Raw genomic sequence first — 24,639 nt, forward strand, 5'->3', positions numbered from 1 at the left:
ATGGAAAGGGGGCCTGACGCCGATGTCGGTCAGTCCGGCCAGTGGCCGGTCATCCGGCGAACGCCGACCGCTCCACCCCGGTCCACGGCGGCGCGGACCACCGCGAAGATGGCCCCCTGCAACGCCGCGGCGGCCAGGATCTCGCCCCAGCGGCGGTCCTCGTCGGTGGCGTTGGGCGCCTCGCCGTCGCCCGCCGTGACCTTCCAGACCTGCCGGAAGATCGCGCCGGCCACCGCACCCGCGGCGATACCCAACAACACGCCGACCGGCCGGTACGCGACCCTGCCGATGCTCTTGCTCACCTACGCCTCCCCCGCACGATCATCAGAACCACCACGGTGGCCACCGCGCCGGCGGCGATCGCCGCCCACGGCACCGGGTTGCGTCGTACCAGCTCGCTCTTCTCGCGGACCAGACCGCCCTTGTCGTACGCCTGGGCGCGTGCCATCCCGGCGCCGCGGGCGGCCTGCCCGCGGACCCGGGCCATGGTCTGCGCCGCCTGCTCGCGCATCCGCTCCCGCGCCTGCTCGGCGGACTCCTTCAGGCGGGCCTTGACGTCCGCCTTGGCGGCCAGCGCCTCCATCGTCTCGCCCAGCTCGACCCGGGTGCGGCGGATCTCCTCGCGGAGCGCCTCGGTGTCGCCCGTCCCGTTGCCCGTCATGCCCGGCCCCTGTCCTTCACCGCGGCGGCGACGGTGTCCACGTCCGCCCGGATGCTGCGGACCGCTGCCGCCGGCATCGGCGGGACCGCACGGCTGACCTGCTTCTTTCCCACCAGCGCGAGAATGCCGGCAACCAGGAAGAGAGCCACCGCGACGATCAGCGCGGCGGCCCAGGCGGGCAGCACCAGGTCGAGCAGCAGGATCGCCGTGACGACCAGCGCGCCCAGGCCGTAGAACGCCAGCGCGCCGCCGCCGCCGAACAGGCCGATCCCGATGCCGGCGTGCTTGCCCTTCTGGGTCAACTCCGCCCGGGCCAGCGCCAGTTCGTCCCGTACCAGACGGGAGACCTGTTCGGTGGCCCGCTGCACCAGCTCGGCGGTGGAGGGCTCGCTCCCATTGCGGGATGTGCGGGCATTTGCCACGTCAGCCATGCTGTCCTCCTTTCCTCATCACCGCGCTGTATGCCCGGAGTTGCCGCCCGTCAATCCTAGAGCGCCCCGGGTCGGTGACCGTTCCTGTTGTCCGGTTGCCGCGCCGATCGCCGACAGAGATGCCCGGCAGCAGGTCCCCCGCCAACGCCAACCCAAACCTCCCTGCCCACCCCCCCTTTGATGGTGATCAAGAGGTTTGCGTCAGGAGTGACGCCTTCCCTGACGCAAACCTCCTGATCACCGAAGGGGTCAGCGGGTGGGGGACGGGGTGGTGGGACTGGGGGTGGGGGTGAGGGTTTCGTCGGGGCCGACGAAGGCTTCGCTGCGGGCGTCGCCGTCGTCACTGCCGCCGAAGACGCGCGCGTCGTCGGGGGCCTCAGTGGCGCTCGGACGGCGGGTCGGCCGCCGGGGCTGCACCCACTGCCACGGCAGGTTGCTGCTGGCGTCGCCCAACTCGGTGCGCATCCGCGGCATCGCGGTGGGCCGGTTGTCCCGGATCCAGCCCACCAGGTGCTCGCGGACGAGGCAGCGCAGGTCCCACAGGCTGCCCGCGTCGGCGGCGCTGACCAGCGCGCGCACCCGTACCGTCCCGCCGGTGGCGTCGGTGACCTGCAGGACGCAGACCCGGCCGTCCCACAGCTCGGTGCCCTCGACCAGCCGGCGCAGCTCCTCCCGCATGGTCTGCACCGGTACGGCCCAGTCGACGTCGAACTCGGCGGTGCCGAGCACGGCCGCCTCGGTCCGGGTCCAGTTCTGAAAGGGCGTGCTGGTGAAGTACGAGGTGGGCAGGATCAGCCGCCGGTCGTCCCAGATCTGGACCACCACGTAGCTGAGGGTCAGCTCCTCGATCCGACCCCACTCCCCCTCGACGACCACCACGTCGTCGAGACGGACCGCGTCGCTGAAGGCGAGCTGCAGCCCGGCGAAGACGTTGCCGAGCAGGCTCTGGGCGGCCAGCGCGGCCACCACACCGACCACACCGGCGGAGGTCAGCACGCCGGCGCCGATGCCACGCACGCTCGGGAACGTCATCAGCATCACGCCGACGGTCAGGATGACGATCACCGCGATGGTCAACCGCCGCAGCATCACCACCTGGGTGCGTACCCGGCGGGCGTGTCGGTTGTTCGGCACGTCGACGCGGAACCGGGCGAGCGCGGTGTCCTCCACGACGACCAGCAGCGCCGCCACCAGCCAGGCCGCGCTGGCGATCACGCAGAGCACCAGCAGGTGCAGCAGCAGCCGCCGCCAGCTCTCACCGACGGCGTACCCGGTGCTGAAGCGGGCGGCGAACTGCACCGCGAGCACCGTGGCGGCGACCTGGATCGGGCGGTGCGCGTGGTCGGTCAACTCGGTCATCAACAGCGAGCGCCGACCGAACCGTCGGGTGAGCCGGTGGATGACCGCGACCAGGAAGAGGGCGACCGCCGCCGCGGCGAGCGCGGCGACGGCCGTTTCGAAATAGCTCTGCACGAGTGGAGCGCTTCCCTTCGACCGGGGGCGGTACTTCGGGCAAAAGCCCAATAGTGCCCGACGTCCCCGATATCGACCAGCTCAGACCTTGCGGTACCGGGACTGGAGGAAGCAGTAGACGCCGAAGCAGGCGATGCCCAGGGCGACCAGGGTCAGCAGGGCGGTGCCGTACGACTGCTCACCCAGGGCGTGCAGCGCGGCGTCCAGACCACGGGCCTTCTCCGGGTCGTAGTTCACCGCCGCCACGATGACCAGCAGGCCGGCGATGCCGTACGCGACGCCCTTCGCGACGTACCCGGCGATGCCCAGCCGGCGGGCCAGCTTGCGGGTCTTCGGGCTCATCTCGCCGGTCTTCAGGTGCTTGTCGAACTTCTTGAGGATCCCGTAGATCACCAGACCGACGCCGACGGCGGCGAGCACCAGCCCGGCGAGGCCGACCACCCAGCGGCCCCCGGTGGAGGTCATCAGCTTGCCGGTCAGCGCCTCCTGCTGGTCGGCGCTGTTCGAGCCGGCGTCGGAGAAGACCTTGAACGCGGTCCAGGCAAAGTAGAGGTAGACGATGGTCCGGCCGGCCGAGGCGAGCCGTTCGGTGACCCGTTCCCTGCCGCGCTCGGCGCGGTGCCCGACCGCCGCCTCCAACCCCTGCCAGATCGCCATGGCGAGCAGGCCGACCGCGGTGGCGATGACCAGGAACTTGCCCAGCGGCTGCGCGGCGAGCGTCCGCAGCGCGCCGGACTGGTCGCCGTCGTCGGACGACGTGCCGAACGCGATCTGCAGGGCCAGCCAGGCGAAGAGCAGGTGGACGATGCCGTAGCCGATGAAGCCGGCCCGGGCGAGAAGTTCCAGCCACCGGCTGTCCGCCGTGCGGGAGGCGGTGGCTTCGGCGCTACGGGTGAGTGACATGCCGCCACAGTCTCCGATTTCGGAGATCCCCAAACGTCGGCCACCACCGCCCGCCAGGTCAGTTGCCCGGGTTGCGGGAAACGCGGATCTTGACCTGCTGGTCGGTGACGCTGTCGAGGGTGACCGCGAAGCCGCCGGCCTCGGTGGCCTGCTGGCCGGTGGTGAGGGTGAGCTGCTCGCCGGCGACCTCGACGGTCACCTGGTCGCCCTCGGCCCCGACCAGCTTGGCCTCGACGCCCAGGATCGTGGCGCTCGCGTCGACACCCCGCTCGAAGGTGACCGTGCAGGCGTCCAACCCGCAGTCGGTGGAGGCGCCCTGGGAGCTGCAACCGGCGAGCACGGCGAGGCCGAGCGCGAGGCCGGCGAACAGGCCGGCGGCGCGGCGGACGGGCGGCAGGGGAATGGTGGCGGGTCGGTTCGTCACCTCGGCAAGGGTACGAGACGTCCGCGACGCCCAGGCGGGAGCGAGCGCGCAACGCACCCCGACTAGGGTCCCGACATGGCCTTCGACATCGCCCGTACCCGGGCCGCCTATCCCGCCCTGACCGAGGGCTTCATCCACTTCGACGGTGCCGGGGGCACCCAGACCGCGGCCGGTGTGATCGACGCGGTCACCGACGTCCTGCGCACGGCCGTCGGCAACCGCAGCGCCGCGTTCGAGCCGGGCCGCCGCTCGCTGGAGGTGGTGGCGGCGGCCCGTCAGGCGGTCGCCGACCTGCTCGGCGCCGAGCCGGACGGGGTGGTGCTGGGCCCGAGCGCCACCGCGCTGACGTACACCCTGGCCCGTACGCTCGGCGCGGGTTGGCGGCCCGGCGACGAGGTGGTGGTGTCCCGGCTCGACCACGACGCCAACGTGCGCCCGTGGGTGCAGGCCGCCGAGGCGGCCGGCGCGACGGTGCGCTGGGCCGAGTTCGACCGGCACACCGGCGAGCTGCCGAGCGGCCAGTACGCCGACCTGGTCGGCGAGCGGACCCGGCTGGTCGCGGTGACCGCCGGCAGCAACGCCATCGGTACCGTGCCGGACGTGTCGGCGATCGCCAAGATCGCGCACTCCGTGGGGGCGCTGGTCTGCGTCGACGGGGTGCACTCGGTGCCGCACGGGCCGACCGACCTGGCGTCGCTCGGCGCGGACGTGCTGGTCACCAGCGCGTACAAGTGGTCCGGGCCGCACCTGGCCGCGATGGTGGCCGACCCGGCCCGGTGGGCGGCGCTGCGCCCGGCGAAGCTGGTGCCGTCCGCGGACGCGGCGCCGGACCGCTTCGAGTACGGCACCCCGAGCTTCGCGCTGCTGGCCGGCGTGACCGCCGCGGTGGACCACCTCGCCGGGCTGGACCCGGACGCGGTCGGTGACCGCCGGGCGCGGCTGCGGGCCGGGCTCACCGCCGCGCAGGCGCACGAGGAGGCGCTGGTGGACCGGCTACTCGCCGGTCTCGCCGCGCGGCCCGCGATCACCGTCTACGGCTCGCCGGCGCGGCGCTGCCCGACGGTCTCCTTCCGGGTCGCCGGAATGTCGCCGTTGGCGACCCAGCAGGCGCTGGGCGAGGCCGGGTTCTGCCTGTCGTCCGGCGACTACTACGCCTACGAGTACTTCCAGACGATGGGTCTGCGCGACAGCGGCGGCGCGGTGCGGGCCAGCATCTACCACTACAACACGGCGGACGAGGTGGACCGGTTGCTGGCCGAACTCGACGCGGTGGCCGACCGGACGGGGAGAATGACCCGGTGAGCACCCTCGTCGAGGACAACCCCGCCAAGAACCGCTTCGAGATCCTGGTCGACGACGCGCTGGCCGGCTTCACCGCGTACGTGCCCCGGGGGGAGGTGCTGGTCTTCACCCACACCGAGGTGGACCGCGGCTTCCAGGGCAAGGGCGTCGGCGGCGCGTTGATCCGGGGCACCCTGGATCAGGTGCGCGCCCGCGGCGGCCGGGTGGTGCCGCAGTGCCCGTTCGTGGCCGCGTTCATCGACAAGCACCCCGAGTACGCCGACCTGGTCGCCGAGCAGCCGTAACCGAACGGGTCGGGGTCAGCGGGCCCGGCCGGTCAGCACCTCGGCGGCGGCCTGACCGCTGGCCCGGGTGGCGCCGTGGGTGGCCAGGTGCACCGCCCCGGTGACCAACTCGGGCACGCCCAGCTCGACCACCACCGCGTCGGGCCGGGCGCTGAGCGCACGCCGTACCGCCGCGCGCATCCACTCGTGGCGGTGCAGGTCACGGACCACCAGGACGAGGGGGCGGTCCCCGGCTGCGGCGCCCGGGTCGGCGGGCACGTCGGGCTCGGCGTGGCGGACGGTCGTCGTGCCGGGCAGCAGCTCGCCCAGCGGCTCCCCGATGCCCCACGGGGTCTCCGCGCCGATGGCGATGTTGCGCGGCGGCTCGAACTCGACCACGTACGCGGAGCGGGTCAGCGGCAGCGCGCTCGGCACGTCCGGGCCGGTGGTGACCCGCACGGCACGACGGGCGGCGACCAACCCGACATCCGAGGCCCCGTGGACGGCGTCCGAGCGGGCGGCGCGGGCGGCCACCGTCCAGGCGGCGAGCTGCCCGACCCGTTTGGCGGCCTCGGCGAGGCGTTCCTCGGGCAGCTCACCGGAGACGACGGCGGCCACGATGGCGTCGCGCAGTTCCCGGGCCGCCCCCTCGTCGGCCCGCTCACCACCGACGCAGATCGCGTCGGCCCCGGCGGCGAGCGCCCGCACCGCCGCGCCGGCGAAGCCGTACCGGTCGGCGACCGCGCGCATCTCCACCGCGTCGGTCACCACCACGCCGGAGAAACCCATCTCGTCGCGGAGCAGCCCGCCCAGGATGCGCTGGCTCAGCGTGGCCGGCAGCCGCTCGTCGAGCGCGGGCACCAGCAGGTGGCCGGTCATCACCGCCTGTACGCCGGCCGCCACGGCGGCGCGGAACGGCGCCAGCTCACAGGCGTCCAGGCGGGCCCGGTCGGCGGTGATCCGGGGCAGGTCGTGGTGGGAGTCGACGCGGGTGTCACCGTGCCCGGGGAAGTGCTTGGCGCAGGCGGCCACGCCGCCGCGCTGCAACCCGCGGATCCAGGCGGCGGTGTGCCGCGCGACGAGCGCCGGGTCGGCCCCGAACGACCGCACGCCGATCACCGGGTTGGCCGGGTTGGAGTTGACGTCGGCGTCCGGCGCGTAGTCCAGGGTCACCCCGGCCGCCGCCAGCTCGACACCGAGGTCGAGGGCGACCGCCTCGGTCAGCGCCGGGTCGTCGACCGCGCCGAGGGCGAAGTTGCCGGGCCGGGAGCTGCCCCGGCCGGATTCGATGCGCGTGACGTCGCCGGCCTCCTCGTCGATCGCCACGATGACGTCCGGCCGCTCGGCGCGCAGGGTGGCGGTCAGCGCCGCCACCTGGGCGGTGTCGACGACGTTGCGGGCGAAGAGCACCACCGAGCCGAGCCCTTCGCCGAGCCAGCGGCACACCCAGGGTGGCGGCGTGGTGCCGACGAACCCGGGTTGCAGGACGGCGGCGGCCAGTGCCGGAAGGTGCCCGGCGGGCGCGGTCACGCCGTGGCCTCGAAACGCTCGGCGTCGGTCGCGGGCGCTGTGACGCCGACCCGCTGGTTGCGCTCGCTCATGCGGCCCCCGTACCCCATCTCTCGCGCGCCCTCGGCGCACCGCCACCGGCAGGCGGTGCTGCCATGGTCACACCGAGCGATTCAATAGTCAATAAACCTTACAGTTGCCCGGCGGCACCGTTCCCGGGAGAGTGCGGGGATGGACCCCGCCCTGCTGGCCGACGCCACGAGCCCGGCCGACATCCCCGGCGTACGCCTGCTCGGCCTGGTGGTCGGCGCTCTGCTCCTGCTCGCGGCGATCCGGGCGATGTTCGGCCGACGGTGACTCGCGGTGGCGTGACGTCGCCGCGCCCGAACCGGTGTGTGACCCGCCGCCACCGGGGTACGGCTTCGGCATCGAGCAGGACACGCGCGCCGAGGGGGCACGATGAAGATCGGTTATTTTCTGTCCAGTGAGGAGTTCACGCCGGCCGAGCTGGTGGAGCAGGCCCGCGGCGCCGAACGGGCCGGCTTCGAGGCGCTGTGGATCTCCGACCACTATCACCCCTGGGTGGACGCGCAGGGCCAGAGCCCGTTCGTCTGGTCGATGATCGGCGCGCTCAGCCAGGTCTGCTCGCTGCCGGTGACCACGGCGGTGACGTGCCCGACCGTACGGATCCACCCGGCCGTGATCGCCCAGGCGGCGGCGACCAGCGCGGTGCTGCACGGCGGGCGGTTCGTGCTCGGCGTCGGCACCGGCGAGGCGCTCAACGAGCACATCTTCGGCGACGCCTGGCCGCAGGCCGACGTCCGGCTGGAGATGCTGGAGGAGGCCGTCGAGGTGCTGCGGGAGCTGTGGGGCGGCGGCTTCGTCAACCACCACGGCAAGCACTACACCGTCGAGAACGCCCGGATCTACACGTTGCCCGACACCCCGCCGCCGATCTACGTCTCCGGCTTCGGGCCCAAGGCCATCGATCTGGCCGCCCGCATCGGCGACGGCTACGTGAGCACCATGCCCGACGGTGAGCTGGTCCGGCGCTTCCGGGAGCACGGCGGCGGCGACAAGCCGTGCCAGGCGGGCTTCAAGGCGGCGTACGCGACCAGCGAGGAGGAGGGCGCGCGGATCGCGTACGAGCGCTGGCCCAACGCCGGGGTGCCGGGCGAGCTGTCCCAGGTGCTGCCCTCGCCGCGCCACTTCGAGCAGGCCGCCGAGCTGGTCACGCCGGAGATGGTGCGCGACGCGTTCGTCTGCGGCAACAGCGCCGACGCGCACCTGGAGATGATCGACCAGTACGCCAAGGCCGGCTTCGACGAGGTGTACGTGGCCAACACCGGCCCGCACTACCAGGGCCTGTTCGACCTCTACCAGCGCGAGGTGCTTCCCCACCTGCGCTGAGCCACGGATCCGCCGAGCCCATGATCACCGAACGCGTTTCGGCGGTCGTGGGCTCGGGTACCTCCGGCCCTCGATGAAACTGTCCACGCACTCGATGACGTTGCGCCGCGCGGCGCGGAGCCTCTTCGGCTGGAAAGCGCTGCGGCCCAACCAGCTCGCCGCCATGCGCGCGGTGATGAAACGACGTGACGCCCTGGTGGTGTTGCCCACCGGCGCCGGCAAGTCGGCCATCTACCAGATCCCGGCCAGCCTGATCCCCGGCCCGACCGTGGTGATCTCCCCGCTGTTGGCGCTGCAGCAGGACCAGATCGCGGCGCTCAACGAGCGGCAGCGTCCGGAGCTGCGGGCGGTGCGGATCAGCTCGAACGAGTCGGCCGCGCAGCAGGCCGAGGCGATCGCCGAGATCGAGTCGGGCCGGGCGGAGTTCCTGTTCATCACGCCGGAGCAGTTGAGCAACCCGGACCGGATGGCCGAGGTCGCCGCGCTGAAGCCGGCGCTGGTGGCGATCGACGAGGCGCACTGCATCTCGGCCTGGGGGCACGACTTCCGGCCCGACTACCTGGCGTTGGGCCACCTCATCGAGGGCATCGGCAGGCCGCCGGTGGTCGCGCTGACCGCCACCGCCTCCCCGCCGGTACGCGACGACATCATCGCCCGCCTGCGGCTGCGCGAGCCGGAGGTCGTGGTGTCCGGGCTGGACCGGCCCAACCTGTTCCTGGAGGTGGCGCACTGCCCCACCGAGGACTACCGGTGGCGGCGGCTGATCGCGCTGCTGCGCGACGACGCGCGACCGGGGATCAGCTACGTGCCGACCCGCCGGTCGGCCGAGGAGCTGGCCGCCCGGTTGACCGACGCCGGCTTCCCGGCGCAGTTCTACCACGGTGGCATGCCGGCCGGCGCGCGCAACGAGCTGCACGAGGCGTTCCTCGCCGACCAGGTGCCGATCATGGTGGCCACCTCGGCGTTCGGCATGGGCATCGACAAGCCGAACATCGCCTGGGTGGTGCACATGGCGCTGCCCGACTCACCGGACAGCTACTTCCAGGAGATCGGCCGCGCCGGACGCGACGGGCAGCCGGCCCGGGTGCTGCTGCTCTGGCAGGCCGAGGACGTCGGTCTGCAACGGTTCTTCAGCGGCGGCCTGCCGGACTCCGACGAGCTGCGGGACCTGGCCGCGCTGCTGCGCCGCAAGCCGGCCACCAAGACCGAGTTGCGCGAGGCCACCGGTCTCGGCCCGCGCAAGCTGGGCCAGTACCTGTCGCTGCTGGAGCAGGCCGGCGCCGCCGAGCCGCGCGCCCGGCAGCGCATCGGGGCGCCCCGCTACTCGCCCACCCCGACCGACGCCGCGGCGGCGGCGCTGGCCGAGGCGGAACGCCAGCAGACGGTGACCCGCTCCCGCACCGACATGATGCGGGCCTTCGCCGAGACCACCGCCTGTCGCGGGCAGACCCTGCTGGCCTACTTCGGCGAGCAGATGACCGAGGTCTGCGCGCACTGCGACAACTGCCACCGGGGCACCAGCGTGGCCGACCAGGGCGCGGTCGGGCCGTTTCCGGTGCACAGCCAGGTGCGCCACGCGGAGTGGGGGCACGGCCTGGTGCTCTCCTACGAGGACGACAAGATGACGGTTCTCTTCGATGAGGTCGGGTACAAGACCCTGTCGGTGCGCGTGGTGTCCGAGCAGGGTCTGCTGACCCTGGACTAGCCTGACCCGGGCACCGGTGCGGGGCCCGTGGATTGACCACACTGAGCAGGGCGGAAGGGGCGTTGCCGTGATCGAGCAGCCGGCGTACACCGGTTTCGGTTTCTCCGACGGGGAGTGGGGGCTGCTGGTCGGCCTTCCGCAGTCGGTGCTGACCGCGGCGAGCGCCGCCGAGTCCGACGGCACCCGCCGGACCATGGCGGAGAACGCGGCCGGGCTGGAGACCATCGCCGCGGGCCGGGAGTCGGCCAGCCCGCTGGTCGCCGCCGTGGCCGGCGAGATCGTCGCGCGGGTCGGCGACCCGGACAGCGGCGAGGAGCTGCCGGTCATCGCGCCCGCCGACCCGGGCGCGATGATCGACGACGTGCTGGTGCGGGCCGGCGAGGCGTCCGCGTTGCTGGCCGCCCGGGTCGACGAGGGCGAGGCCGGCGCGTACAAGCACTGGCTGGTGAAGATCGCCGAGCAGGTGGTCGGCGCCGCGTCCAGCGGCGGTCTGCTGGGCATTGGCGGCGAGTCGGTCAGCGACTCCGAGCGGCGGTTCCGCGACCGGCTCGCCCACGTGCTCAACGACTGAGCGACGACGCTTCCGACAGCGGCGTACCGGTCGGTTCGGTCGGCTCGGCGGCCAGTGCCGCCGGGTCGGCCGGCCGGACGCCGCGCAGCGTCACCAGCGCGGTCACCGCGCCGAGGACCATCGCCACCATGGCGGCGATCGCGGCGAGGTGCAGCCCGTCGGTGAAGGCGAACCGGGCCGCGTGCAGCACCGCGTCACCCACCTCCGCCGGCAGTCCCCGGGTCGCGGCGAGGGCGCCGCCCAGCGTCTCCCCGGCCGCGTCGCGGGCGTCCGCCGGCAGCCCGGCCGGCAGCTCGTCGAGGACCTCGCGGCGGTAGATCGCGGCGCCCACGCTGCCCAGGATGGCCATCCCCAGCGCGCCGCCCAGCTCGCTGCTGGACTCGGTCAGCGCGGAGGCGACACCGGCCTGCTCCGGCGGCGCCGCACCGAGGACCAGCTCGGTGACCAGCGACATCACCATCACCAGGCCGCCCGCGTACACGCTGGCGCCGACCAGCAGCAGCCAGAGCGGCGTCTCGGGCGTGACCCGGGTCAGCACCACGAAGCCGAGCACGGCGATCGCGAAGCCGGCGCCGATCAGGTACGCCCGCTCGACCCGCTGGGCGAGCGCGGCGGCGGCCGGGGCGACGCCGCCCACGGCCAGCGAGGGCACCAGGCTCCACAGGGCCGCCCGCAGCGGGCTCAGGCCGAGCACCAGTTGCAGGTGCTGGGTGGTGAAGATGGCGAACCCGACAAGGGCGAACATCGCCAGCAGGTTGACCGCGAGCGACCCGGCGAAGCCGTGGCGGCGAAACAGCGCCAGGTCGACCATCGGGTACGCCCGGGTCCGCTGCCGGTGCAGGAAGAGCGCTCCGACGAGCAGACCGGCCACGACGGCCAGCACCCGGACCGCGCTGACGCCGTCACGGGCCATCTCCTTGATGCCGTAGATCACCGGCAGCAGCGCGCCGAGCGACAGCGCCGCGCTGACCAGGTCGAACCGCCCACGCACCGGGTTGCGGAACTCGGGCACCAGGACCGGGGCGAGCAGGAGCAGCAGCAGCATCGCCGGAATGTTGATCAGGAAGATGGAGCCCCACCAGAAGTGCTCCAGCAGGACGCCGCTGAGCACCGGACCGACGGCGATGCCGCCGGTGAGCGTGGCGGTCCAGATGCCGATCGCGGTGCCCCGCTGCTTGGCGTCGTGGAACATGTTGCGCACCAGGGCGAGCGTGGACGGCATCAGGGTGGCCCCGCCGACGCCGAGCACGGCACGCGCGGCGATCAGCGTCGCGGCGCTGTCGGCGTACGCGGCCAGCAGGGACGCGGCGCCGAACGCGGTGGCGCCCAGCAGCAGGAGCCGACGCCGGCCGATCCGGTCGCCGAGGGCGCCCATGGTGATCAGCAGCCCGGCGAGCACGAAACCGTAGATGTCGAAGATCCAGAGCTGCTGGGTGGCGGTGGGCCGCAGCTCCTCGCTGATGAACGGGACGGCGAAGTAGAGCACCGACACGTCCATCGAGACCAGCAGCAGCGGCAGCATCAGCACCGCGAATCCGATCCACTCCCGCCGGCCCGCGCGGGGTGCCGGTGAGGTCGTCGCTGTCATGGAGAACTCCTTCTGCGTATTACGTACGCTGTAATGCGTAGACCATACGCAGAACTACGATGGCGAGGCAAGGAGGAAATGTGGCGGAGACGAATGACGACACCGGCCCGGCGCTTCCGCCGGCCATCGAGAGCGCCTGGGGCCTGCGCGAGCGGCCAACGCGGGGCCCCCGCCCCGGCCTCAGCGTGCCCGCCATCGTCGACGCCGCCGTGCGGGTCGCCGACGCCGACGGGCTGACGGCCGTCTCGATGAGCCGGGTGGCCAAGGAACTGGGCGCGGCCACCATGGCCCTCTACCGACACGTCGGCTCCAAGGACGAGCTGCTGACGCTCATGGTGGACGCCGGGTACGGCCCGTCGCCCGGCCCGGCCTCGCCGGACGACGACTGGCGTGCCCGCCTGACCCGCTGGGCCTGGGCCGAACACGACGTGCTGCGACAGCGCCCCTGGCTGCTGCACGTGCCGATCACCGGCCCGCCGGTCACGCCCCAGCAGCTCGACTGGATGGAGGACGGGCTGCGCTGCCTCGACGACACCACCCTGGCCGAGGGCGAGAAGATGTCGATCCTCCTGCTGGTCACCGGGTACGTCCGCAACGAGGCCACGCTCACCAACCAGATCACCGAGGGCAGCCGGGCGGCCGGCGTCGAGCCGGGCGAGCTGATGCCGGCGTACCGCCGGATGGTGGGGCGCCTCATCGACCCGGTCCGCTTCCCAGCGCTGCTGCGGCTGCTGAACGCCGGCGTCCTCGACCAGGACGACGACCCGGACGACGAGTTCACGTTCGGCCTGGACCGGATCCTCGACGGCATCGAGGCGCTGATCGCCCGCCGAGCGGCCTGAGGCGGCGCCGATGCTGCCCACCGATACCGTCGACACCACCGTCCTGCCACCCGGTGAACGGTTCGGCATGTGGCTGGATCTGGTAGCACGCACCTCCGCGCCGTTGCGGATCCAGTCCGCGCACACGGCCGACTTCGCCGCCCGGGCCGACTTCGTCGACCTCGGCGCGATCCAACTGGTCGAATACCAGTACCCGTCCTTGGAGGCCACCCGCACCCGCAAGCTGGTCCGCCGGTCGGACCCGGAGCTCTACGTGCTCGCCCTCACCACCGCTGGCGTCGGCACGTCCAGTCAGGACGGCCGCCGTAGCGAGATCCTGGCCGGCGAGTTCACCTTCTACGACGCCTCCCGCGAACACGACGTCTGCCACCACTCGACCGAGCCGCAACGGACCCAGGCCACCTCGATCATCACGCTGATCCCGCACGCCGCGCTGCCGCTGCCACGCCAGCGGATGGCCGCGCTCTACGGCGGCCGGATGTCCGGCAGCGAGGGGCTCGGCACGCTGCTGGCGCAGTTCCTGCTCCAGGTGACCAGGCACCCCGAGCAGTACCACGCCGCCGACGCCGGCCGGCTCGGCGCGGTGGGGCTGGACCTGGCCACCACCATGCTCGGCCGGCACCTCGTCGCCGAGGACGCGGTGCCGACCGAGGTCCGCCGCCGGGCGCTGGTCGCCCAGGTGCAGGCGTACATCCACCGCCACCTGGGCGACGCGACGCTCAGCCCGCAGGTCGTCGCGGACGCCCAGCACATCTCGCTGCGCACACTGCACCGCCTCTTCGAGGCCGAGAACGCCACGGTGGCGTCGTACATCCGGGACCTTCGGCTGGCCCGGTGCCGGCGTGACCTGACCGACCCGACACTGCGGACCCAGCCCGTGCAGGTCATCGCCGCGCGCTGGGGCTTCGGAGACAAGGCCCACTTCAGCCGCGTGTTCCGGGCGGCGTACGGGATGAGCCCGCAGGCGTGTCGCGACGGCGACGCGCTTTCGGCGCGGCCCGTCAACCGCCTGGCGTCCAGAGTCAACTCGTCCCCGGCAGACTGACGACCGACGTGGCCGATGCGACGCCCGCGCACCGGGCTCGACAGCGGCCACGAACGGGGGCCGTGGCGAGGCGCCCGCCGTGGGATGCGGCGGGCGGCCGCCCGGTGCCGCCCCCGGGCCGAGGCTCCGGCCCCGTCGCTTCCCCCCAGGATCGTCGGCGGGGCCGGTCAGGCCTCTTCCAACAACTCCAACACGACCCGCTCGATCTCCTCGCGAGGCGCACCCGGATCCACCAGTGCCACCACTCCGTCGTGGTAGAGGTCGACAACCCGAGGGTCCACATAGGATGTCTTCGCCACCGTCGGGGTGTTGCCCAACAACTCGGCCACCGCACGCATCACCGCCGCCACCGCCCTGCGCCGGGCGGTGGCCGAGCGGGCCGGGTCGGCCGCGGCCAACTCCGCGGCGGCCAGCACCGTGGCATGCCAGGTGCGGAAGTCCTTGGCGGTCATCTCGCCGCCACTGGCGTCGCGCAGGTAGCCGTTGACCTCGTCGCTGCGCACGTCGCGCCACTCCCGGCCGTCCCAGTAGCCGAACAGCCGCTCCGCCCGTCGGCGACGCCGACGCAGGTTGACCAGCACCTCGCACAACTCCGGGTCCTCGATCCGGCGCACCTGCTCGATGCCGCCCTTGGCGGGGAACTCGAAGACCACGCAGTCGCCACGCCTGCGGGCGTGCTCCGGACGCAGGGTGGACACCCCGAACGTCGGGTCGTCGCCGGCCGCGTACTGGTCGCTGCCGACCCGGAACATCCCCATGTCGAGCAGACGGGCCACGGTCGCCAGCACCCGGTCCCGACCCAGCCCTCGCCCACCCAGGTCCTGACCCACCCGATCCCGCAGCCCCGGCAGCCGCCGGGCCACCTCCAGCATGTGGTCGAACTTCGCCGCGTCCTGCTTCTCCCGCCACACCGGGTGGTAGACGTACTGCTTGCGTCCAGCCGCGTCGACGCCGGTCGCCTGGATATGCCCGTTCGCGTGCGGCGCGATCCACACGTTCTGCCAGGCCGGGGGGATCACCAGGTCCCGCAGCCGCGCCAGGACGGCGGGATCCCGCACGACCGCACCGCTCGGGTCGACGAAGGTCCAGCCCTTGCCGCGCCGGCGTCGCCCGTAACCGGGCCGACCCGGGTCGCTACGCCGCAACCGCACCGGAGACCCGCACCGCCCTCTCCACCTCGTCCACGGCGGCCAGCACCTCGTCGAGGCGCAGGGCCGTCAATGTCGGGTGGCTTCCTACCCCGTCCCACCTGCGCCAATCCCCCTCACCGACCCACAGGGCCCGGTGTCGGGGCCGGTCCGGCGGCGGTCCCCACGCCGCCGGAGGCACCGGCCCGAAGAGCACCACCGACGCGGTCCCGTACGCGGTGGCCAGGTGGGCCACGCCGGTGTCCCCGCTGACCACCAGGCGGGCGTCGGCGACCAGCGCGGCCAGCGCGCCGAGGTCGGTCCGGCCGGCCAGCACGGCGGCCGGCGCCAGGCCGGCCTCCTCGGCCACCCGGGTGGCCAGCGCACGTTCGTCGGCCGAGCCGGTGACCAGCACGTGGTGCCCCCGTTCGTCGAGCGCCCGGGCCAGGGCTGCGAACCGCTCGGCGGGCCACCGCTTGGCGGGGACCTTGCTGCCCGGATGCAGCAGGGTGGCGCCGGCCGGTCGACCGACCCTTGCGGGCTGGCGCAGTCCGAGGTCACGGCGGTCGGTCGGAATGTCGTACCAGGACAGCAGCCGGCACCAGCGGTCCACCTCGTGCTCGTCGTCGACCCACCGCGGCCCGTCGCCGAACCCGGCGTCGGCGTTCGCGAAGGCGAGCAGTCGCCCCGGACGGGCGGCGGCCAGCAGCCGATGCGACCGTGGGCCGCGCCCGTGCAGATTCACCGCGACCTGCGGGGCGGGGCCGGGCCAGGACGGCCCGTCCAGCCCGGCGGTGTCCACCAGCCGGTCGACACCCCCGACCAGGTCGACCAGCGGGGCCAGGCCGCCGGGCGCGGCGAGCGCCAGCTCCCGGTCGGGGTACGCGGCCCGCAACGCCCGCAGCGCCGGCACCGCGGTGACCAGGTCGCCGACGCCGAGGGCGCGCAGCACGAGGATCACGGGTACGACGTCTCCTGCTCGGCGCAGACCACCAGCTCGCGCACCGCGCAGCCGGGCGGCTGGTTGAGCGCGAACATGACCGCCGCGGCCGTGTCGACGGGGTCGTTGAGGTTGGCGTCCGGCCCCGGCTTGTACTGCGGGTCGCGCTCGTCGAAGAACGCGGTCCGCATTCCGCCGGGAATGAGCAGGGTGACCCCGACCTGGCCGGCGAGCTCGGCGGCCAGGGCGCGGGTGAACCCGACCACGCCGAACTTCGCCGCGCAGTACGCGGTGGCGTCGCTGACCGCCTTGACCCCCAGGGTCGAGGCGACGGTGACGATGCGACCCCGAGAGGTCTGCAGGAACGGCAGCGCGGCCCGGATCACCGCGGCGGTGGCCAGCAGGTCCACGGCGACGATCCGGTCCCAGGTCTCCCCCGGCACGTCGACGAGCCGACCCGGCACGTCCATGCCGGCGGCCGTGACCACCGCGTCCAGGCCACCGGCCTGTTCGGCGAGGTGCTGGGTGGCCACCTCGGCGGCGCGGGTGTCGGCGAGGTCGCACTCGGTCCAGGACACGCCGTCGACCGGCGCCTGCCGGTCCAGCACGAGCGGGCGGCCACCGGAGGCGGCCACCGCCGCGACCACCGCCGCGCCGAGCCCGCTGGAGCCGCCGGTGACCAGGACGGTGGGCCCGGCACCGGACCTCGTGGCGGTCATCGGGCGCGCTCCCGCGTCGTCGACACCGGCTGCTGCGGTCGTCCGTCCAGGCCGGGGGCCTGGCCGCCGGCCGAGCGGGCGATCAGGTCACTTGTGGAACGACCATCCAGATACGGCACCACCACCGTGTTCCCACCCCAGCGGCGCAGGACCTCCGCCTCGGGAAGCCCGGTCGCGTCTGGGCCGCCGGTCGCATAGTCGCCGCCCTTGACCCAGACATCGGGGCGCAGCCAGGACAGCACCGCCTCCGGCGTCGGCTCGTCGAAGACGAGGACGGCGTCGACGCAGCTCAGCGCGGCCAGCAGCCGGGCTCGATCACCCTCGGACATGACCGGCCGGTCCGGCCCCTTCAAGCCGGTCACGCTGGTGTCGGAGTTCACGCAGACGATCAGGCAGTCGCCGAGCTGCCGGGCGGCCTGCAGGGTGGCCACGTGCCCGGCGTGCAGCAGGTCGAAGCAGCCTCCGGTGGCCACCACGGTGCCGCCGGCACCCCGCACCTCGGCGAGCAGCGTGGCGACCGCCGCGACGCCCACCCGCTCACCGGCCGGGCCGACGATCCCGTGCCCGCTCACCGATCCGCGGTGCGACCCGGCTCGCAGGTTGCGCGCAAACGGCTGATCCGGTGGCGGCAGGGCCGTGGCCACTCCCCCGCCCGCCACGTACGCGGACGCCTCGGCGACCGCCGCCTGCACCGCCTCGGAGACCAGCGCGCCCTCGGCCAGGGCGAGACTGGCGGCGGCGGCGAACCGGTCGCCGGCCCCGCAGGTGTCGCCCTCGGCGCTGCCCGGGGTGGGCACCACCAGCGGCGTCGATCCGGCGTGGCAGAGCAACGCGCCGTCCCCGCCCAACGTCACCGCGACCGCGCCGGCCCGCCACCGCCGCCGCAGCCCCTGCGCGCCCCGGGACGCGGCGGCCAGCCGGGACGCGCCGGGCAGCGCGGGGACCAGTTCGCGTACCTCCGACTCGTTCGGGGTGGCCAGGTGCACCCCGGGCACCGCAGCCGGACCGCGCGGGTGCGGGTCCCACACGACCGGCGCGCGGGTGCTGGCCAGCGCGGCGCGCAGCGCGGGCTGGCGGGCCACTCCCCGACCGTAGTCGCTGACCAGCACCGCCGACGCGGCGGCGAGCACCCGCAGCACCTCGTCGGAGGGCTGGCCCGGCTCACCGGAGGCGCCGCCACGGTCGTGCCGCAGCAGCACCCGGCCCCGGGCCCGCAGCCGGATCTTCTCCGGCGTCGCCCCGGACAGGCTCAGCGGGTACACCTGCACGCCGGCTGCGGCGAGCAGCGCGCTGAGCCGCGCGCCCCCGGCGTCGTCGGCGAGCGCGGTGACCAGCACCACCTCGGCGCCCTGCGCGGCCGCGAAGACCGCCGCGAGGCCGGCGCCGCCGGGCCGGTCGACGGCCGAGGTCTCGTCGAGCACCGGGACCGGGGAGTCCGGGCAGAGGCGGTTCACCACCCCTTCCACGTCCCGGTCGAGCAGGGTGTCCCCGACCACCACCACGGGTCCCCTCACGCCTACCTCCTCATCCTCACGCGTCGACCTGCTGTCCGGCCCCGCCGTCGAGCACCACCTCGACCCCGGTCCGCACCGGCCCGGACGCGAGCCGACCGGCCGGCGCCGGCTCGGCGGGCACGTCCGCGGCGGCACCGGTCACGGCCAGCGCGGCGGGCAATTCCTGTTCGAGGTACTCGCAGATCAGGTGGCTGGTCACGAGATGCAGCTCCTGGACGACCTGACTGTCGGTCGACGGCACCGCCAGCACCTCGTCGCAGGCGTCGGCGAGCGGGTTGGGGGCGGGCCCGGTGAGTGCCCACGTGGTGAGGCCGGCGTCGCGCGCCGCGTGCGCGGCGGTGAGCAGGTTGGGGCTGGTGCCGCTGGTGCTGAGCAGCAACAGGACGTCGCCGGGCCGGCCGTGGGCGCGGACCTGGCGGGCGTAGACGTCGGGGTAGCCGTAGTCGTTGGCGATGGCGGTGACCGCGCTGGTCTCGGCGTGCAGGGCGATCGCCGACAGGGGCGGGCGGTCGTCGTGCAGCTTGCCCACCAGCTCGGCGGTGAGGTGCTGGGCCTCGGCGGCGCTGCCACCGTTGCCGGCGACGAGCAGCCGTCCGCCGCCGGCCAGCCGGTGCGCCAGGGCCGCGCCCCAGCGCGCCAGTTGCGGTTCACACCGGCGGTACGGCGCCAGTGCCGCGGCGAGGTTGGTCAGGTGCACGTCGAGCGGGCTGCCCGCCGGCATCAGGCCACCACCCGGGTCGGCCGGCGCACGGCGGCGACCTCGCCGTAGACCTCGGCCAGGCGTTCCGCAGTGACCGCCCAGGAGTAGTGCGATCGGACCCGCTCGCGCGCCGCCGTGGCGTACCGGAAGCGGCGGATCCGGTCGTCAAGCAGCCGCTGAATCGCGGTGGCGAGGGCCTGCGGATCCCGGGCCGGTACGAGGTCACCGGTCGTGCCGTCGACGACGGTGTCGCGGATGCCGCCCACGGCGGTGCCGACGACCGGTACGCCGCACGCCATCGCCTCCAGCGGGGTCAACCCGAACGGCTCGTACCAGGGCGCGGCGACCAGCAGGTCCGCCGAGCGGTACCAGCGGCCCATCTCCTCCCGGGGCACCGCGCCGACGAGGTGCACCCGGTCGGCGACCCCGCACGACTCGGCCAGGGCGCGCAGCCTGCGGGCGTACGGGTCGGTCTCCAGCAGCCCTTCGGGTGGGCCGCCGACCACCACACACTCGGCGTCGGGCACCAGCGCCATTGCGCGGACCACCGTCTGGAAACCCTTGCGCTCGACCAGCCGGCCCACGGTCAGGATCCGGGCTCGGCCCGAAGTCCGGTCGGCGACCGGCCCGAGCGGGCAGAACGAGGCGAGGTTGACCCCGGAGGGCACGACGGTCATCCGGGACCGGGGCACGCCCATCCGGACCAGCTCTCCGACCTCGTCGCGGCACTGGGCGACCACCCGGTCCACCGAGCGGCCCAGTTCCCGCTCGTAGGAGATGCGCCGGGCCGGGCTGGTGTCCTGCACGCCCTGGTAGCGGCGCTTGACCGTGCCCAGCGCGTGGTACGTCTGCACCACCGGCACCCCGGTCTGCCGACCGGCGGTCAACGCGGCCAGGCCACTCATCCAGAAGTGCGCGTGGATCACCTCGGGCGTCCAGTCCCCGCCGCGCCACCGCTCGATGAGCCAGCGGCTGAACTCCCGCATGTGCGGCAGCAGCGCGTCCTTCGCGACCGGCTCGGCCGGGCCGGCCGGCACGTGCACCACGTCGTACCCGTCCGGGGCGCGCACGGTCACCGGCAGGTCGAGGGCGTCGCGGCGGGTGTAGACCCGTACCTCGTGCCCGGCGGCGGCGAGCGCGGCGGACAGCTCGGCGACGTGCGTGTTCTGGCCGCCGGCGTCCTCGCCTCCGAGGATGGCGAGCGGGCTGGCGTGCTCCGAGATCATCGCGATCCGCATACTTCCTCCTCCAGCAGCCGGTCCCAGTCAGCGAGGAAACGGTCGAGGCCGTACCTGTCCCGCGCGGCGGCCCGTGCCGCCACGCCGGCCTGACGTGCGGCCGCCGGCTCGGCGATGAACCGGCGGGCGGCGTCGAGCAGGGTGTCCATCCGGGTGGCGAGCGCCCCCGCCTCTGGTGGCACCGCGGTCACCGCCTCGGTGGTGGCGAGCGCGACGACCGGCATGCCGATCGCCATCGCCTCGATGAGGCTGAGCCCGAGGGAGGTCCAGCGGCACAGGTGCAGGTACGCGCGCCGACGGGCCAACTCGGCGTGCATCCGGTCCTGGGGCACGTCGTCGTGGCTGGCGAGCCGGTCGGCGGGCAGCCCGAGATGGTCGGCGAGACCCGCGACGCCCATGCCGAACACGTCCAGCGGCGCGATCGCGGCGAACTCGGGCAGCAGGTCCGTGCCGGTGACCCGACCCCGCCGCACCGGCTCGTTGATCACCACGGCCAGCCGGTCCAGTTCACCCGTGTACGACACGGCCGGCGCGACGATGCCGTGGTCGACCACGCTGGTGCGGGTCGCGCCGGTGTCCCAGAAGATCTGGTTGAACCCGGTGACGTGGGCGACGAGCAGGTCGGCGCGGTCGGCCATCGGGTGGCGGGTGTTCGGCACGTCGCCCTTGGGGGTGTTGTGCTCGACGTAGATGGCGGGCACGTCGCGCCCGGGGCGCCGCCCGAGCCACTGCTCCGCCAGGTCGATCTCCTCCGGACGTTGCAGGATGACCAGGTCGACGTCGCTGCCGGGCAGGTCGTCGGGGGCGACCTCGACGGCGCTGTCCGGCCACGGGTAGGTGCGGGCCCGGCCGAGACCGTACGGGCCACGGTCGGCTGTGGTGGGGATCAGGTAGCGGTGGCGGCCGTGCACGAAGGACGTGGTCCAGGAGCCGTGCACGTGCCAGAGCAGGATGTTCATCGGTTGCCACCACCGCTGGGCACGAGCGTGCGTACCGCCTCGACCACCTCGGCCGGGTCGACGCCGCTCAGGCACGGGTGCCCCGGGACCGGGCAGCTGGCCGCGCGGGTGTCACGGCAGGGCGCGCTCGCGTCGCCGAGCCGGACGGTGGGCACCCGGTACGGCCCCCACTGTCCGAACGGGACGGTCGGCGCGAACAGGCTCACGACCGGCACCCCGGCTGCGGCGGCCAGGTGCGCGGGTCCGGTGTTGCCGACCACCACGGCGGCGGCGTCCGCGACGAGCGCGGCCAGCCCGGCCAGGTCGGTCGCACCGCCCAGGTCGGTGCCGCCGGCCGCCGCGACCCGGGCGGTGACCGTACGCTCGTCGGGCCCGCCGGTGACCAGCACCCGATGCCCGGCGGCGGTCAGCGCGGCGGCGATCCGCGCCGCCAGCTCGGTCGGGCAGGCCCGGCTCGACGCGGCCGACCCGGGGTGCAGCACCACGTAACCGGGGTCACCGGCAGCGGCCGGGCGCAGCGCCACGGCGTCGCCCCGGAGCCGGAGCACGGGTTCGTCGCCGACCGGCAGTCGGTAGCCGGCGGCGGCGGCGAGGGAGAGCGCCCGCTCGGGTTCGGGGACGCCCACCGGCACCCGGTGGCGGATGTCCACCAGGGAGCCCGGGTAGTCGTCGCTGATGGCGGCGATCCGGGTGATTCCGGCCATCCGCAGCAGCAACGCGAGCGGCAGGGCCGACTGGTGGAACGACGTGAACACCACCGCCACGTCCGCCCCGACGGCGGCGAGACGGGCGGTCAGGCCCCGCATGACGTCCGGGTCGATCGGCGTCGGCGCGGGATCGATCCACGGCAGCGGATGCTCGATGATCTCGTCGACGCCGGGCAGCAGCTCGGCGGCGGCGCGTCCTCGCGGCCCGCACAGCAGCACCACCCGCTGCGCGCCGGCAGCGACGGCGCGGATCGCCGGCCCGGTGACGAGCACGTCCCCGGCCGAGTCCGAACGCACCACCAACGCCGTGCCCACCCGCTCGCCGACCTCGGCGGGTTGCACGGCCCGCTGGCGGCGCAGGATCTCGTCCACCGCCGAGGGCAGGTCCGCGGCCACCCAGCCGGCGGCGGCGATCTCCTCCGGCCGGGTCACCGGGGTCGGCACCAGCACCCCGGCCGCCCCGGCGGCCAGTGCGGCGCCCACGTCGCGGCCGATGTCGCCCACCAGGACACAGCGCGACGCGCTCGTGCCCAGCTCGCGGGCGGCGGCGTGCACCAGACCGGGCGCGGGCTTACGGCAGTCGCATCGGTCGCAGTCGTCGTGCGGACAGACCAGCCAGGCGTCGAAGCCGCCCAGCAGCTCCTCCACGCGGGCGTGCACCGCCCGCATCTGCTCCTCGCTGAAGTAGCCCCGGGCCAGGCCCGACTGGTTGGTCACCACCGCCAGGCGCAACCCGGCGGCCCGCAGCCGGTCCAGCGCCGCCCGCGCCCCGGGCACCGGACGGACCTTCTCCGGGTCGCCGTTGTACGGCACATCCTCGATCAGGGTGCCGTCGCGGTCGAGCAGGACCGCGTCGTACAGGGCTCCCCCGGCGCGTTCGACAGGCCCGCGGCCAGCCCGGCCAACACCGGCGTAAACCCGGGCTGGCCTGCGCTGATACGGATCCTCCTGGTCCTGTCGCACAGCCGGCGGGTTCCCGGCGCCCCGAGGAGTAAACGTCGTCGTCGGCGCCGTGGGCCAACGCCGCCGGCGGTGCCCCGGGTCGGCCTTACCCGCCGCTTCCGAGAAGCTAACCCGCCGGTCCGTTAACCTCCGTCGCGAGGCGGGTATGGGAGCCCAGTGGCGATAGTGGAGACAGTGATCGGCGCTTCCCCGCAGCAGGTGTTCGACGTGCTGGCCGACGGGTGGACGTACAGCGACTGGGTGGTCGGGACCGCGCACATGCGCGACGTGGACGACGCCTGGCCGCGGGTGGGCAGCCAACTGCACCACCGGACCGGGCCGTGGCCGTTCTCGTTGCAGGACGCCTCGACGGTGCTGGCCTGCGAGCCGCCGCACCGGCTGGTGCTGCGCGCCGGCTTGTGGCCGGCCGGCGAGGCGATCGTGACGTTCACCCTGGAACCGGTCGACGGCAGCGCCACCCGCGTCCGCCTCGGCGAGGACTTCGCGGCCGGTCCGCTGCGCTGGGTGCGCAACAAGGCCAACGACCTGGTGCTGCACCTGCGCAACCGGGAGACGCTGGACCGGCTCTCCGACATCGCCACCCGACAGAGGAGCTCCCGGTGACGCAGACGGTGGTGGTGACCGGCGCGAGCGCCGGTGTGGGCCGCGCGGTGGCCTGCGCGTACGCCCTCGCCGGCGTCGCGATGGCCCTCACGGCGATGGCCCGTCGCCTGCGCTGAGCGCGCCGCCACCTGCGGCCAACCCGACCGACGGGGAGCCTTTTCAATTCGGATCGGGCAACTGGCTACCCTCTGAGGTAGCCCAGTCCGCACACTGAGGATGTCCGACATGATCGAGCCCGTCCAACTGCCGTCGCCGTGGCGAGACGCACACCTGACCGTCGTCGTGCCCACCTACAACGAGGCGGGCAACCTCCCGACGCTGGTCGAGCGGCTGCTCGCGCTGCCGCTGCCGGGCCTGCGCATCCTCGTCGCCGACGACAACTCCCCCGACTGCACCGGCGAGGTGGCCGACAAGCTGGCCATCGAGTATCCGGAGCGGATCGAGGTGATGCACCGGGCCGGCAAGGAGGGTCTGGGTCGGGCGTACGTGGACGGGATGAGCCGGGCTCTCGAGAGCGGCGCCGAGTTCGTGGCTCAGATGGACGCCGACCTGTCGCACCCGCCGGAGGCGCTGCCGGGGATGCTGGGCGCGCTGCTCTCCACCCAGGCCGGCGTGGTGATCGGCTCCCGGTACGTGCCCGGTGGCGAGCTGGACGAGAACTGGCCGCTGTACCGGCGCGCGCTCAGCGGATGGGCGAACCTCTACGTGCACACGCTGCTGCGGGTGCGCATCCGTGACCTGACCGCCGGCTTCAAGATCTGGCAAGCCGACGCGCTGCAGGACATCGGTCTGCACCGCGTGCAGTCCAACGGCTACAGCTTCCAGGTCGAGATGCACTACCTTGCGACCAAGCTGGGCCACACGATCCTGGAGGTGCCGATCCGCTTCGAGGAGCGGCGCGACGGCGTTTCCAAGATGACCACGGCGACCAAGGTCGAGAGCGCCCTGATGCCGTTCCGCCTCCGCAGCAAACACCGCAACATCACCAACTGACGCACCTCGTCGACCGGGAGGTTCGCGTCGCGGACCCCCCGGTCGACGG

26 protein-coding genes are annotated in these 24,639 nt (G+C 73.9%); 10 read left to right on the forward strand and 16 right to left on the reverse strand.

The window, feature by feature from the left end; genetic code table 11:
* Window positions 1-29 precede the first annotated feature (29 nt).
* The 6 genes from OG505_RS15825 to OG505_RS15850 form a co-directional block, all read right to left on the reverse strand.
* Entirely contained in the window at window positions 30-302 is a 273-nt protein-coding gene (locus OG505_RS15825) for a DUF4235 domain-containing protein (protein WP_405434149.1), read from the reverse strand.
* Entirely contained in the window at window positions 299-661 is a 363-nt protein-coding gene (locus OG505_RS15830; protein WP_405434150.1) for a DUF3618 domain-containing protein, read from the reverse strand. The genes OG505_RS15825 and OG505_RS15830 overlap by 4 nt, the downstream gene beginning before the upstream one ends.
* Window positions 658-1,092: a phage holin family protein gene (locus tag OG505_RS15835; protein WP_405434151.1), complete on the reverse strand. Its 435-nt coding sequence runs from the start codon at window positions 1,090-1,092 to the stop codon at window positions 658-660. The genes OG505_RS15830 and OG505_RS15835 overlap by 4 nt, the downstream gene beginning before the upstream one ends.
* 249 nt (window positions 1,093-1,341) lie before the next feature.
* The gene (locus OG505_RS15840) at window positions 1,342-2,565 is read right to left on the reverse strand and encodes a mechanosensitive ion channel family protein (RefSeq protein WP_405434152.1); all 1,224 of its coding nucleotides are present in this window, start codon (window positions 2,563-2,565) and stop codon (window positions 1,342-1,344) included.
* Between the two features lie 81 nt (window positions 2,566-2,646).
* Window positions 2,647-3,468 (reverse strand): DUF1206 domain-containing protein, encoded by an 822-nt coding sequence (locus tag OG505_RS15845; RefSeq protein ID WP_405434154.1) that lies wholly within the window; start codon window positions 3,466-3,468, stop codon window positions 2,647-2,649.
* A gap of 58 nt (window positions 3,469-3,526) precedes the next feature.
* Complete coding sequence (locus OG505_RS15850) at window positions 3,527-3,892, reverse strand: hypothetical protein (RefSeq protein ID WP_354860975.1); 366 nt, start codon at window positions 3,890-3,892, stop codon at window positions 3,527-3,529.
* A 75-nt stretch (window positions 3,893-3,967) separates the two neighbouring features.
* Between OG505_RS15850 and OG505_RS15855 the strand changes: the two genes are divergently transcribed.
* Both OG505_RS15855 and OG505_RS15860 read left to right on the forward strand, forming a co-directional pair.
* Window positions 3,968-5,194 (forward strand): cysteine desulfurase-like protein, encoded by a 1,227-nt coding sequence (locus OG505_RS15855; protein WP_405434156.1) that lies wholly within the window; start codon window positions 3,968-3,970, stop codon window positions 5,192-5,194.
* On the forward strand, window positions 5,191-5,478 hold the full coding sequence (locus OG505_RS15860; RefSeq protein ID WP_405434157.1) for a GNAT family N-acetyltransferase: 288 nt from the start codon (window positions 5,191-5,193) through the stop codon (window positions 5,476-5,478). Before OG505_RS15855 ends, OG505_RS15860 begins: the two co-directional genes overlap by 4 nt.
* A 15-nt stretch (window positions 5,479-5,493) precedes the next feature.
* Here OG505_RS15860 and OG505_RS15865 read toward each other — a convergent pair whose 3' ends face one another.
* A complete protein-coding gene (locus tag OG505_RS15865; RefSeq protein ID WP_405434158.1) occupies window positions 5,494-6,987 on the reverse strand; it encodes a glycoside hydrolase family 3 protein in 1,494 nt (497 codons plus the stop codon).
* A gap of 210 nt (window positions 6,988-7,197) precedes the next feature.
* Here OG505_RS15865 and OG505_RS15870 point away from each other — a divergent pair, with 210 nt between their 5' ends.
* The 4 genes from OG505_RS15870 (at window position 7,198) to OG505_RS15885 (ending at window position 10,652) form a co-directional block, all read left to right on the forward strand.
* Window positions 7,198-7,323 (forward strand): hypothetical protein, encoded by a 126-nt coding sequence (locus tag OG505_RS15870; protein ID WP_255421242.1) that lies wholly within the window; start codon window positions 7,198-7,200, stop codon window positions 7,321-7,323.
* 102 nt (window positions 7,324-7,425) lie between these two features.
* Window positions 7,426-8,376, forward strand: a complete 951-nt coding sequence (locus OG505_RS15875; protein ID WP_405434160.1) for a TIGR03557 family F420-dependent LLM class oxidoreductase — start codon at window positions 7,426-7,428, stop codon at window positions 8,374-8,376.
* 73 nt (window positions 8,377-8,449) lie between these two features.
* Entirely contained in the window at window positions 8,450-10,081 is a 1,632-nt protein-coding gene (locus OG505_RS15880) for a RecQ family ATP-dependent DNA helicase (RefSeq protein ID WP_405434161.1), read from the forward strand.
* A gap of 67 nt (window positions 10,082-10,148) precedes the next feature.
* Entirely contained in the window at window positions 10,149-10,652 is a 504-nt protein-coding gene (locus OG505_RS15885; protein ID WP_007458105.1) for a hypothetical protein, read from the forward strand.
* Here the strand turns inward: OG505_RS15885 and OG505_RS15890 are convergent.
* The gene (locus tag OG505_RS15890) at window positions 10,642-12,240 is read right to left on the reverse strand and encodes an MFS transporter (protein ID WP_405434163.1); all 1,599 of its coding nucleotides are present in this window, start codon (window positions 12,238-12,240) and stop codon (window positions 10,642-10,644) included. The two genes, OG505_RS15885 and OG505_RS15890, sit on opposite strands and share 11 nt — an antisense overlap.
* A gap of 80 nt (window positions 12,241-12,320) precedes the next feature.
* Between OG505_RS15890 and OG505_RS15895 the strand changes: the two genes are divergently transcribed.
* A complete protein-coding gene (locus OG505_RS15895) occupies window positions 12,321-13,082 on the forward strand; it encodes a TetR/AcrR family transcriptional regulator (protein WP_405434164.1) in 762 nt (253 codons plus the stop codon).
* Between the two features lie 10 nt (window positions 13,083-13,092).
* The gene (locus OG505_RS15900; protein ID WP_405434166.1) at window positions 13,093-14,127 is read left to right on the forward strand and encodes a helix-turn-helix domain-containing protein; all 1,035 of its coding nucleotides are present in this window, start codon (window positions 13,093-13,095) and stop codon (window positions 14,125-14,127) included.
* Between the two features lie 167 nt (window positions 14,128-14,294).
* Here the strand turns inward: OG505_RS15900 and OG505_RS15905 are convergent, their stop codons facing one another.
* From OG505_RS15905 to OG505_RS15940, 8 genes are read right to left on the reverse strand one after another with little or no spacing between them, the layout of a single operon-like run.
* The gene (locus OG505_RS15905; protein ID WP_405434168.1) at window positions 14,295-15,278 is read right to left on the reverse strand and encodes a DNA topoisomerase IB; all 984 of its coding nucleotides are present in this window, start codon (window positions 15,276-15,278) and stop codon (window positions 14,295-14,297) included.
* Window positions 15,262-16,215, reverse strand: a complete 954-nt coding sequence (locus tag OG505_RS15910; protein ID WP_405434169.1) for a glycosyltransferase family 9 protein — start codon at window positions 16,213-16,215, stop codon at window positions 15,262-15,264. The genes OG505_RS15905 and OG505_RS15910 overlap by 17 nt, the downstream gene beginning before the upstream one ends.
* Window positions 16,212-16,913, reverse strand: a complete 702-nt coding sequence (locus OG505_RS15915; protein ID WP_405434171.1) for an SDR family oxidoreductase — start codon at window positions 16,911-16,913, stop codon at window positions 16,212-16,214. The genes OG505_RS15910 and OG505_RS15915 overlap by 4 nt, the downstream gene beginning before the upstream one ends.
* On the reverse strand, window positions 16,910-18,427 hold the full coding sequence (locus OG505_RS15920) for a PfkB family carbohydrate kinase (protein WP_405434172.1): 1,518 nt from the start codon (window positions 18,425-18,427) through the stop codon (window positions 16,910-16,912). Before OG505_RS15920 ends, OG505_RS15915 begins: the two co-directional genes overlap by 4 nt.
* A gap of 16 nt (window positions 18,428-18,443) precedes the next feature.
* Window positions 18,444-19,151 carry an SIS domain-containing protein gene (locus tag OG505_RS15925; RefSeq protein ID WP_405434521.1) on the reverse strand — a complete coding sequence of 236 codons (708 nt, stop codon included), beginning with the start codon at window positions 19,149-19,151 and terminating at the stop codon, window positions 18,444-18,446.
* Window positions 19,148-20,365 carry a glycosyltransferase gene (locus tag OG505_RS15930; RefSeq protein ID WP_405434174.1) on the reverse strand — a complete coding sequence of 406 codons (1,218 nt, stop codon included), beginning with the start codon at window positions 20,363-20,365 and terminating at the stop codon, window positions 19,148-19,150. The genes OG505_RS15925 and OG505_RS15930 overlap by 4 nt, the downstream gene beginning before the upstream one ends.
* A complete protein-coding gene (locus OG505_RS15935; RefSeq protein ID WP_405434176.1) occupies window positions 20,350-21,324 on the reverse strand; it encodes a glycosyltransferase in 975 nt (324 codons plus the stop codon). The genes OG505_RS15930 and OG505_RS15935 overlap by 16 nt, the downstream gene beginning before the upstream one ends.
* Window positions 21,321-22,994: an HAD-IIIA family hydrolase gene (locus tag OG505_RS15940; protein ID WP_405434178.1), complete on the reverse strand. Its 1,674-nt coding sequence runs from the start codon at window positions 22,992-22,994 to the stop codon at window positions 21,321-21,323. The genes OG505_RS15935 and OG505_RS15940 overlap by 4 nt, the downstream gene beginning before the upstream one ends.
* Window positions 22,995-23,168: 174 nt before the next feature.
* On the opposite strand from OG505_RS15940, the gene OG505_RS15945 reads away from it, so the two are divergent.
* Both OG505_RS15945 and OG505_RS15950 read left to right on the forward strand, forming a co-directional pair.
* Window positions 23,169-23,597 (forward strand): SRPBCC family protein, encoded by a 429-nt coding sequence (locus tag OG505_RS15945; protein ID WP_405434180.1) that lies wholly within the window; start codon window positions 23,169-23,171, stop codon window positions 23,595-23,597.
* Between the two features lie 225 nt (window positions 23,598-23,822).
* Window positions 23,823-24,590, forward strand: a complete 768-nt coding sequence (locus OG505_RS15950; protein ID WP_405434181.1) for a polyprenol monophosphomannose synthase — start codon at window positions 23,823-23,825, stop codon at window positions 24,588-24,590.
* Window positions 24,591-24,639: the final 49 nt, after the last annotated feature.

This window comes from Micromonospora sp. NBC_00617 (assembly GCF_045161355.1).
Lineage (GTDB): Bacteria > Actinomycetota > Actinomycetes > Mycobacteriales > Micromonosporaceae > Micromonospora.

Bases quoted from the DNA above. Each gene is read 5' to 3' on its own strand.
- OG505_RS15870 (WP_255421242.1), top strand. From the start codon at position 7,198: ATGGACCCCGCCCTGCTGGCCGACGCCACGAGCCCGGCCGACATCCCC.
- OG505_RS15880 (WP_405434161.1), top strand. From the start codon at position 8,450: ATGAAACTGTCCACGCACTCGATGACGTTGCGCCGCGCGGCGCGGAGC.
- OG505_RS15930 (WP_405434174.1), bottom strand. From the start codon at position 20,365: ATGCGGATCGCGATGATCTCGGAGCACGCCAGCCCGCTCGCCATCCTC.
- OG505_RS15935 (WP_405434176.1), bottom strand. From the start codon at position 21,324: ATGAACATCCTGCTCTGGCACGTGCACGGCTCCTGGACCACGTCCTTC.
- OG505_RS15830 (WP_405434150.1), bottom strand. From the start codon at position 661: ATGACGGGCAACGGGACGGGCGACACCGAGGCGCTCCGCGAGGAGATC.
- OG505_RS15915 (WP_405434171.1), bottom strand. From the start codon at position 16,913: ATGACCGCCACGAGGTCCGGTGCCGGGCCCACCGTCCTGGTCACCGGC.
- OG505_RS15890 (WP_405434163.1), bottom strand. From the start codon at position 12,240: ATGACAGCGACGACCTCACCGGCACCCCGCGCGGGCCGGCGGGAGTGG.
- OG505_RS15950 (WP_405434181.1), top strand. From the start codon at position 23,823: ATGATCGAGCCCGTCCAACTGCCGTCGCCGTGGCGAGACGCACACCTG.
- OG505_RS15900 (WP_405434166.1), top strand. From the start codon at position 13,093: ATGCTGCCCACCGATACCGTCGACACCACCGTCCTGCCACCCGGTGAA.
- OG505_RS15845 (WP_405434154.1), bottom strand. From the start codon at position 3,468: ATGTCACTCACCCGTAGCGCCGAAGCCACCGCCTCCCGCACGGCGGAC.
- OG505_RS15875 (WP_405434160.1), top strand. From the start codon at position 7,426: ATGAAGATCGGTTATTTTCTGTCCAGTGAGGAGTTCACGCCGGCCGAG.
- OG505_RS15855 (WP_405434156.1), top strand. From the start codon at position 3,968: ATGGCCTTCGACATCGCCCGTACCCGGGCCGCCTATCCCGCCCTGACC.
- OG505_RS15835 (WP_405434151.1), bottom strand. From the start codon at position 1,092: ATGGCTGACGTGGCAAATGCCCGCACATCCCGCAATGGGAGCGAGCCC.